This is a genomic window from Laribacter hongkongensis DSM 14985 (genome assembly GCF_000423285.1).
GTDB lineage: Bacteria > Pseudomonadota > Gammaproteobacteria > Burkholderiales > Aquaspirillaceae > Laribacter > Laribacter hongkongensis.
In genome coordinates this window covers 1-8231 of the sequence record NZ_AUHR01000028.1, presented here as the reverse complement: position 1 = coordinate 8231, position 8231 = coordinate 1, and the positions used below count along the sequence as shown (strand labels likewise).

The following is an 8231-nucleotide window of genomic DNA, read 5'->3' as shown; positions in this document are numbered from 1 at the left end:
TGGTCATGGGTTTCACCGGCAAAAAGGCTGCCCAGATCAAGGAGGCTTACATCAACGCCTTCAATTGGATGGCCCAGCAACTATTTGGCAAACCTACCGCACCCCAGACGACCACCGCTGACGAGCGCAGCCCACTCCGCGCCGCCGTTAGCATGCTGGTAGGCAAACGCTCGCTGATGTATCCGGAAGCCTACGCATTGGTTCATCAGCGGTTCGGCGTCGAGCATATCGACCAGCTCACTCCCGAGCAGACAACACAGGCCATTGAGTACGTACATCGTTTGGTGCTGGAAGGCGAGGTTCTTCCGGCAGCATCGGTTACCCAGGTTGAAGCCGGCAGCTACCTGCTGACCGCGGGCGAAGTCCATCACCTGCACGGCGTGTTCTGCATGGTGGACATGATGCGTGACACCCTACGAGAGCTGGAACCACCGCTACGGCTGCTGAACGCACCCATTGCCTCACGAGTGTTCGGCGGTTCGCACGAGATCAGTCTGTTCCTGAACAGTCTGCAAAAGCTCCGCAGCCATTGCGATGAGTATTACCGGATGGTGGAACGGCGAGTACTTGGGCACTGATGGAGTAGCCCCGGCTGAGCCGGGGCTACTCCATCAGTGCTTTGTGCTTCAACGGTTCTGGCAGGCATCAATCCAGAGTATTGTTTCCATCTATATCAGGAGGGGAAGGTTACATTGACTGCCGTCACGGCCCAAGGCGAACACTGGCAACTTCAACCTCTGGAACAGTCATCCAAATATCTAGAAAATTTGCGGTGATTCATATCATGCATTTGCGCTAGAATGCCACCTTAAGCTTTAAGTAATCATACCGTTAGCCAGATAGGTCGCCAGCCCGCATCTCATAACCTATTTATGCAAAGCGTTCAACGGGGCATTAGGCTAAAGCCGCACAAATATGATCCATAGGGAGAAACTGATGTCCCAGTTTGAATTCTTTTTTTCCACGAGTTTTGATTTTGATTTGATCGAGGGGTTTCATCTACTTCAGGATCACGTCGGAACGAAATATTCCCTCCCATGGGATGATTATGACTATATAGTCACTTTTCAGGTATTTAGAATCCATCAAGGCAATCGAGAGTTTTTCGGTAGAACAAAAATACTCGTAAACGGCTATAAGGATACTTCGAAGTATTTTTTGAAATCAGGTGAACTAACTGGAAACAGCCATCGCATTACCAACCTACTCACCCCTGAAAATGTTGTCTCCCTAGCTTCAGATATCGACTACTATCGCCGGATTGGCTCCTTATTAAAGGTTCACGCATCTGATTTTTTGTGTCAGATCTGCGATGGCAGCTATTACTACAGAAAACAAGAAAATTTTACCCGATGGGCAGGTTTTGGCTTGTCACTTTTTCGTAGCAGCATGGCAAATGCGATGCTAAAGAAAGGGCTTCAAATCTCATGTGGTCGTTATGAGCCACCAGGGAAGTTCTCCTTTACTCTAGATGGAGTGTCAGATCAAATCGAACCCATTGAATTCAAATTTGATAACGATCGCCCCCTAGGGAAGACTAATGTCAATCTACTCATCGGGCGAAATGGCGTTGGCAAAAGCCACGCCCTACGCCACTTAGTTGACACCTTGATGGGGCTATACAATCCAGCAGAAAATTGGCCGTTTTTCCATAAGGTGATTGCCGCAGCATATTCTCCATTCGAGTCTTTCAAAACGGAAGTAGAGCTCTCTGCTGCGCTTGGTAATTCTACCCAGTCTGCAGGAGCAGATGATTTCAGGGATGCACAAGAGCGTCGTCGACTCCTTGTTAATGAATACGTGTATTTAGGATTTCGTGACCCTGAAGGCGTATTTTCTCTTGATTGGCCAAAGGAGAGTAGCGCCCGTGCACTTCACCGAATTTTTCAGCATGACCTAGAGAGTCAATGGCACCCGGCCACTAGTCGATTTAAACTACTTTTCGATACTCTTCGTAGTTCAATCGAATTTGATGCAATCATTCTTGCGGACACGAATAACCAACCTGTAGTGTTTAGGCGAGATGATGATTCTCAGAGGCATAGCGCAGCTAGAAACTCAAACTTCCTGTACACATCTGGCATTCAGTTCCAGAAGGGAAATCAACTCGTAACTCTCAGTTCTGGACAGATCATTTACTCTTACCTACTGCCAAATCTAGTGGCCGAGGTCGATGACGAGAGTTTAATCATCCTCGACGAGCCAGAGCTGTATTTACACCCAGCCATGGAGGTCGGGCTACTCGATATGCTCAAAAAGCTGCTGGCTGCGACTAAATCCAACGCAATCATTGCAACTCACTCATCAATCCTCGCACGTGAGGTCGAGCAATCCGGGATTTCCGTACTCAGAAGAGTTAGTGATCGAACTGAGGTTTCCAATCCAGGCTTTGAAACCTTTGGCCAAACTCTCGAAGTCATCTTAGGTCTGGCATTTGACGACTTTGTCGTTCGCAAACCATATGAAGACTCTATTGATCAGGCAGTAAAATCCCTCGATTCATTAGAAATCGCCTTGAACGAGCTAGGTCCCTGCGTTGGTGATGAGGCATTAACTTACCTGACCACGAAAATCGTCAGTGAGAGTGATGAAATAAAGATTGAGAGGAGAGAATCTCAATGATACATCTTGCGCTGATGCGCACAAATGTGTGCGAGTGGTTAGATTTGGCTATCTCCTCTGATAAAGAAAACGCAGGGTTACTGTCCCTTGCAAAGTATGCCTTGTTAAAACGCTATCAGGATTTTGAAGGCATAATCAATGACTATAAGGTCTGCCCAGCTAGCTCCACGGTCACCTTGACCGCATCAGTAATTAAGGAGTTTTATGCATCCCCTCCGAAGAAATTGCGTGAAATGCTCGTCTTCCGTCGTCGGAAGCATGAACTTGATGAATGTCCCTACTGCGGTTATCCACTTCCACCAAGAACGCTAGATCACTTTTTACCGAAAGAGCATTGGCCAGAGTATGCGATCTACGCCAACAATTTAGTTCCACAATGTAGCAGCTGTGCTCCAATCAAAGGACAGCGTTATTATTGCAATAATCATTGCCAAGCTATGTTTCTTCATCCAATGTATAGCTCAGCTCTATCAACAGTGCGCTTTTACATTGAAATTTCGTTAGTTGATAACCAGCCAAAATTCGAACCAATTTTCAATATTACAGATGATGTAAGCACTGAGGACGAAGAACGTATAAAACTACACATCAAATCTCTTCACGTTAAAGAACGAATGATTGAATATTGCCATGAGCAATATCGACGCTGGATTCGAATAGTTAGCTTAAAAGGCTGCGACGTTAAAGAGTCTTTTAAAGTTCGCTTAAAGGAAAGAGCTTTAGATTCTTACGCGAGTAATTGGAGCATCGCATTCTATCAAGGCGTACTTCGTAACTCAGCGGTGATAACTGATCTTCAAAGTCGAGCGCCTCATGGCCCCCCTCTCCCTCCCGAAAAGGTTCGGCGGATTTTAATGGATGATTAGCCCTCCTGAATTAATGGCTCAAAATGAGAGATGCAGCACTAACCACGTATAAAAATTTTATTGCAGTAAAACTTACGGTTTTGTTGCAAATCAGCCTTGATCTCGAAGTAAGGCCAGATTACTCAACAAAATAAAAACCCGGATTCCAGATCCTGAATTTTCTATTCAAGATACGCACCATCACCACTTGACATGCCTTCAGCTTTACTGAACTAAAGTATCTGTGTCATATGCAACAAGATCATTAGCAACCTCTACCCCACATTACCGCATTCCTATTCTCAAAAATATGACTGGTATCATTCAAAGTGCGGAGGTTAAATTTAAAATCCAAAGAATCAATCCTGCACACGAAATGATTCACATGCCTTGCCAATGGGTTTTCTAAAAAATTCTTAGCTTCCTTTGCGACCCTTCCATCAAAACCATGAATAATGGCAGTTAAAGAATCAAATGGAAAAGGAACGACTAGGGCCTGTTGAGATTTCAGAAATCGCATTGGGAAAGATGAAAAACAGGCTGCATCGGCAAAACATCTCCACTCTCGCTCATATGCCCAATCGGTATGCTTAACCAACATAGCATCATACAGGTTTTTGACTGTTGGTCGTTTGGCTTGATATCTGACTTTATGCGGCACATTTCGTTTGAAAAAATCCGTTTGTGTATCGAATTCCAAGACAACACCCTTGCCCTCCTCACCATAGTGACTCCACATTGGAGCAGAAACCGGTGTTTCACAAAGACAAAGAATAGCTACACTAGCGAAGCCATCTATCGGATGCGAACCAGCAGGACACATATCGAATATGTCATTTAGTTTATTTGGCAAGCGAAACCATACTGAAGGCGTTTTAAATAATTGTATAGCGCCATTAGACGAAATGTACTTGTAGAGTTTCTTAGGAGTGGAAGGTGGAGTCATAAACAGCGCGATGCCTATGGATATTAGGTAAAAACAAACACGTCCAAAATAAAATTTAATGGAGCTAGAAAATTGACCTGCAGTCTAAATCGCTGAATATCACCTCAAGCTCCCGTAAGTACCCTGGCAATGGCCACCGCCGCTTTACTTCATCAGGGTCCATTTCACTAACTATCCAATAAACAAATAACAAGGCTGGTTGTGCGTAGAAGGGATTGGTTGGAGCACGATCGGCCGTTTTGATATGGATGTATTTTTTTCTCTCAATAAAGCCACCAATATCAGCGGAGAGTCCATCCCTAAATACATCTCTATACTCATCAAGCACTGCGTAGTTTGTCTTCTCGTCGACCTTCAGAAATTGGCCTCCGATTTTCTCACGATAGAGTGCTGTGAGGTCATCTAATAGCTGATTTCTCGGTTGGTTTGCATCCGTGAGTAGCTTCATCGTATTACAGAAAAGCTCGTCGGTTGTCTCCATCAGTGCCATGCTTTTAGCAACCTGACGCTCAGCCTTGTGAGGAACCGGCCCAACTGGTTTGTAGATGCTATCGTGAACTAGCTCTGCATATGCGTGCTGTAGCAGTGTTCTAACTTGGACTTCACAGCACATGTCCGTCGTAATGATACTGCCATCAATTTCAAAATTGGCCTTAGGTCTTATCTCGAAGTGCTGGGATTGATAGTCAAAAATCTTAGGATTCTTTTCGATCTCATCTTGATAATCCTTGGATACTTCCGCTGACCAAAATGATTCTTGCCGCACAACATCGCAAATCAAGTCAATTTGCTCTGAAAGCAATACAACGAATCGCACACCAACAAGGTCGGTCATTTGAGTGACAGGGTCGGTATACCCCTTACGACCAACCTTGCCAAGAGCTGAATTTATCTCTTTTACCCGAGGGGCAGCAGGGATTTTTACAAGCACAGGGGCTTTATCTTCCCCTATCTTTTCAATCAAAGCTCTATTGATTTTTTCCGTAACATAAGCTCCCCACTTGGCATATCCCAAGTGGTTTTCCTCTAAATATTTACGGAAAGCTTCTGTGTCCATTACTGCTGCTCTTGGAATGTCCCTTTGATTCTTACAACAGTAATACCTTCATCATTTGCAGGCTCGATCTGTAAGAAATCATTTGTTTTTTCTGGTGGGGTTGAAATCCACACCCCATTAGTAAATACAAATTTCCGGCGCCTCCTCAATTTCTCGCGTATGTAATCTGTATCTTTATTAATTGCATTTGCAGGAAAACCTTTGGCAGCCATAAAGTCTTGATATTCCTTGCGAAGTTCTGCTGGTAGATGCTTTGCACCAAATCCGCCCGTACTGATGGTGGCTTCCTGACTGCGGAGTTCCGTTCTCAGAGCTTCATGAAGGTCGAGCTTTTCATTGTCTTCAAGCGGAGCAGTTTTTATAAAGTCGCGTGTGTACTCGAAGAAATCTTGGGTTAATTTTTTTGATGAAGATTGGATATCCATTCCCAAAAAAACACGGTAGAAGTACGCTGCTGCAGGGCGAGTTTCAGTCGCTGTCATCAGGTGATCGAACAAAAACGAACGATAGTTGCCTGCCTGATAACCCTCAGCTCCTGCAGGTTTACTGACATATTCAGTCAAGAGGCCGATTTTGTAGAACCGTTGTGTGTCTGTAAGAAGTAGTTCGGCAATGTACTCCATGTCAACTTGGTCATCTTTCTCATTTGCCTTGAAGCCATCTTGCGTTTCTGCTTTGATCGCCGCAATAAAAGGCAAAGCATCATCCCCCACACGCCCGGCGATGAGGGCAAGCATCCCTCCTGGAGTGTTAGTTGTCAGTTGGGCTTTGTACAGACTTATTGCAAGCTCCTTAGATGTCTTAATGAAGCTTGCTTCATCAGCATGGAGCATTGATGCCGCAGTCTGAAAAAAACTTCCTGCAGTTACATCATGGATCGACATCTCAATACCGTGGGATTTGTTTCCAAGGGCTTTTGTGACCCGAAGTTGCAACGCATCAATTGCTGGCTGAGCAAGTTTGACAAGGTGATTACTCGTCTTGGGATCGCGAGGTTCTTCACCCGGAACCCTAGTATAGATGCGGTGAACAATAATGCGTTGTATCATCAATCCTTCAAACCGGAACTGAGGTACTTGGACTATTTCAGGTGCCGACATGTGTTCTCCTTATATAACCCTCTTCTATGGGATCGCATGCCAATACCATTGGCTCAACGCAAAGGCAGCGATATCCGATAGGTCACGAAGAGGACTAACTGCTCTATTAGTGGCACTGTGTGACGAGTAAACCTTCGCAACTGGTTGACAGTAGCCACACTAATAATCGGCATGACAGTCTACCCACGCCGATACTCTCAAAGCCATGTCTGATCATCCCACAAAAATAAAACCCGATCATCAGTATGCAAGGTTTAATTCCAGACACTCCATGCCGACTGACAAGCTGTCAGCTCCCTGACGACGGCATCGGCGTCATCTGCGAGGGCGACAAGATCGTCAGCAGCCTCTGCCGAAAGTTCGGCTCGCGGGGCTGCATCACGGAGGCCGGAGGCGGAGTCATCTGCGGGCAGGTTGCAGCTACCGGCAGCGACGGGAACTGACAGGCGCACAGTGCCAGCACGCAACTGAGCACGCAGACGGTTGTTTTCGAGTCGGGCATGGCGTTCGTTCTCCTGGTATTGGGCATCGATGGCTGCAAGAGCCTGGGCGTGTTGCTGTTCTGCTGCACGCGCAGCCTGTTCTTGGGCCAGCAGCTGTGCCGTTATGCGAGCCTGATCGGCATCCCATTCGACCTGCACACCCGCAGCGCCAGTGCGGTGGCCATGCCACCATGCACCCGCCAGCAGCACTAGGCAGAGCAGCACGCGAACAGCCCCATGCGAGAGATCAGTCATCCCGCCCTCCCCTCACACCGGGCCCGCTCCTCTGCCCGACGCTTGACCAGTCCGGGCAAGCGTTTCCCTCCCGCATAGGTCCAGCGATCAATTTCGGCACACGCTCCGGCGTAGTCGCCGGCATTGAGCTTTCGCACCAGCGTTGAGCCACAAAACGCCCCCGAGCCGATGTTGTAGGCCAGCGAGACAAAGGCGTCATACTCGTGCTGGTGCAATGGCACGCGAACGCATTGTTTCAGCGCCCCCTCGAACTTCTGCACGTCGGTCAATGCCCGGGCCAGCGCCTTGGGCGGCGTGATGCGGTCCCCCATCTTCACGCCTTCGGTTGTGCCAAAGCCGATGGTCGGCACATCGCCCGGTACCGGAATGTATGCCGTGTCCCGGTAGCCTTCGTGCAGGGCAATCCCGACCAGCGCCGAGGCAGACAGCGTCAGGGCCGCAGCTATTTGTCGTGTGCGCATGCCTGTCGCTCCGATTTGAATTGGGTTGCGCGTGACTCCCTGCGCCACTTGGCCAGCAGGTAGGCCACCTGCAAGACGAGATACAGCACCGTCAGCCACTGGATCACATCTGCCACCGAGACACCGGACAGCACGGCAGCGGTAACGCTGACCGGTGGAGCTGCCTTGATTGCCTCCACGGCTGTTTCTTTTGGAAGAGCCATTACATGCTCCCTTCCGGCCAGCCAGGCACAAATGCCTCCAGCTGCTCGCGGCTCATATCCGCGATTTGCTGTTCCATCTCAAGCCGACGCTGATAGATCTGTGCGCCACGGGCTGTGATGGCCTGCCACAGCGATTGCAGCTCATGCAGAGTCATAGCCACGATCTGGCGATCTGCCGTCACCCATTGCTCATTCGGCACGGCACCAGCGAGCAATACGTCACGGATGTCCTGCAGTGCCAGCGGAGTGGTCAGCCAGCG

At 48.0% G+C, this 8231-nt stretch carries 11 protein-coding genes; 4 read left to right on the top strand and 7 right to left on the bottom strand.

Annotated features, from left to right (window positions below; all coding sequences use genetic code 11):
- The 3 genes from G542_RS18865 to G542_RS18200 all read left to right on the top strand — a co-directional run.
- The coding region (locus tag G542_RS18865; protein ID WP_081666849.1) for a Rha family transcriptional regulator at positions 1-578 on the top strand (578 nt) is incomplete at its 5' end.
- 358 nt (positions 579-936) lie between these two features.
- Positions 937-2622, top strand: a complete 1686-nt coding sequence (locus G542_RS0113755) for an AAA family ATPase (protein ID WP_027824403.1) — start codon at positions 937-939, stop codon at positions 2620-2622.
- Positions 2619-3488: a hypothetical protein gene (locus tag G542_RS18200; RefSeq protein ID WP_169447589.1), complete on the top strand. Its 870-nt coding sequence runs from the start codon at positions 2619-2621 to the stop codon at positions 3486-3488. The genes G542_RS0113755 and G542_RS18200 overlap by 4 nt, the downstream gene beginning before the upstream one ends.
- 244 nt (positions 3489-3732) lie before the next feature.
- Here G542_RS18200 and G542_RS18195 read toward each other — a convergent pair whose 3' ends face one another.
- The 4 genes from G542_RS18195 to G542_RS18190 form a co-directional block, all read right to left on the bottom strand.
- On the bottom strand, positions 3733-4413 hold the full coding sequence (locus G542_RS18195; protein WP_081666848.1) for a DUF2971 domain-containing protein: 681 nt from the start codon (positions 4411-4413) through the stop codon (positions 3733-3735).
- 64 nt (positions 4414-4477) lie between these two features.
- Positions 4478-5470: a GTP pyrophosphokinase gene (locus G542_RS17070; RefSeq protein WP_051190077.1), complete on the bottom strand. Its 993-nt coding sequence runs from the start codon at positions 5468-5470 to the stop codon at positions 4478-4480.
- Positions 5470-6570 carry a nucleoid-associated protein gene (locus G542_RS0113745; RefSeq protein ID WP_081666847.1) on the bottom strand — a complete coding sequence of 367 codons (1101 nt, stop codon included), beginning with the start codon at positions 6568-6570 and terminating at the stop codon, positions 5470-5472. Before G542_RS0113745 ends, G542_RS17070 begins: the two co-directional genes overlap by 1 nt.
- A 254-nt stretch (positions 6571-6824) precedes the next feature.
- Positions 6825-7163, bottom strand: coding sequence for a lysis system i-spanin subunit Rz (locus G542_RS18190; RefSeq protein ID WP_244878719.1), 339 nt, complete (start codon positions 7161-7163; stop codon positions 6825-6827).
- Here G542_RS18190 and G542_RS19340 point away from each other — a divergent pair.
- A complete protein-coding gene (locus G542_RS19340; RefSeq protein ID WP_012697033.1) occupies positions 7071-7265 on the top strand; it encodes a hypothetical protein in 195 nt (64 codons plus the stop codon). The two genes, G542_RS18190 and G542_RS19340, sit on opposite strands and share 93 nt — an antisense overlap.
- Positions 7266-7303: 38 nt before the next feature.
- On the opposite strand, the gene G542_RS0113735 is transcribed toward G542_RS19340, so the two are convergent.
- The 3 genes from G542_RS0113735 to G542_RS0113725 form a co-directional block, all read right to left on the bottom strand.
- Entirely contained in the window at positions 7304-7768 is a 465-nt protein-coding gene (locus G542_RS0113735) for a lysozyme (protein ID WP_012697032.1), read from the bottom strand.
- Positions 7750-7971: a hypothetical protein gene (locus tag G542_RS0113730; protein WP_012697031.1), complete on the bottom strand. Its 222-nt coding sequence runs from the start codon at positions 7969-7971 to the stop codon at positions 7750-7752. The genes G542_RS0113735 and G542_RS0113730 overlap by 19 nt, the downstream gene beginning before the upstream one ends.
- Positions 7971-8231: DUF4376 domain-containing protein (locus tag G542_RS0113725; RefSeq protein ID WP_027824400.1), on the bottom strand; the 261-nt coding region annotated here is incomplete at its 5' end. The genes G542_RS0113725 and G542_RS0113730, both read right to left, overlap by 1 nt.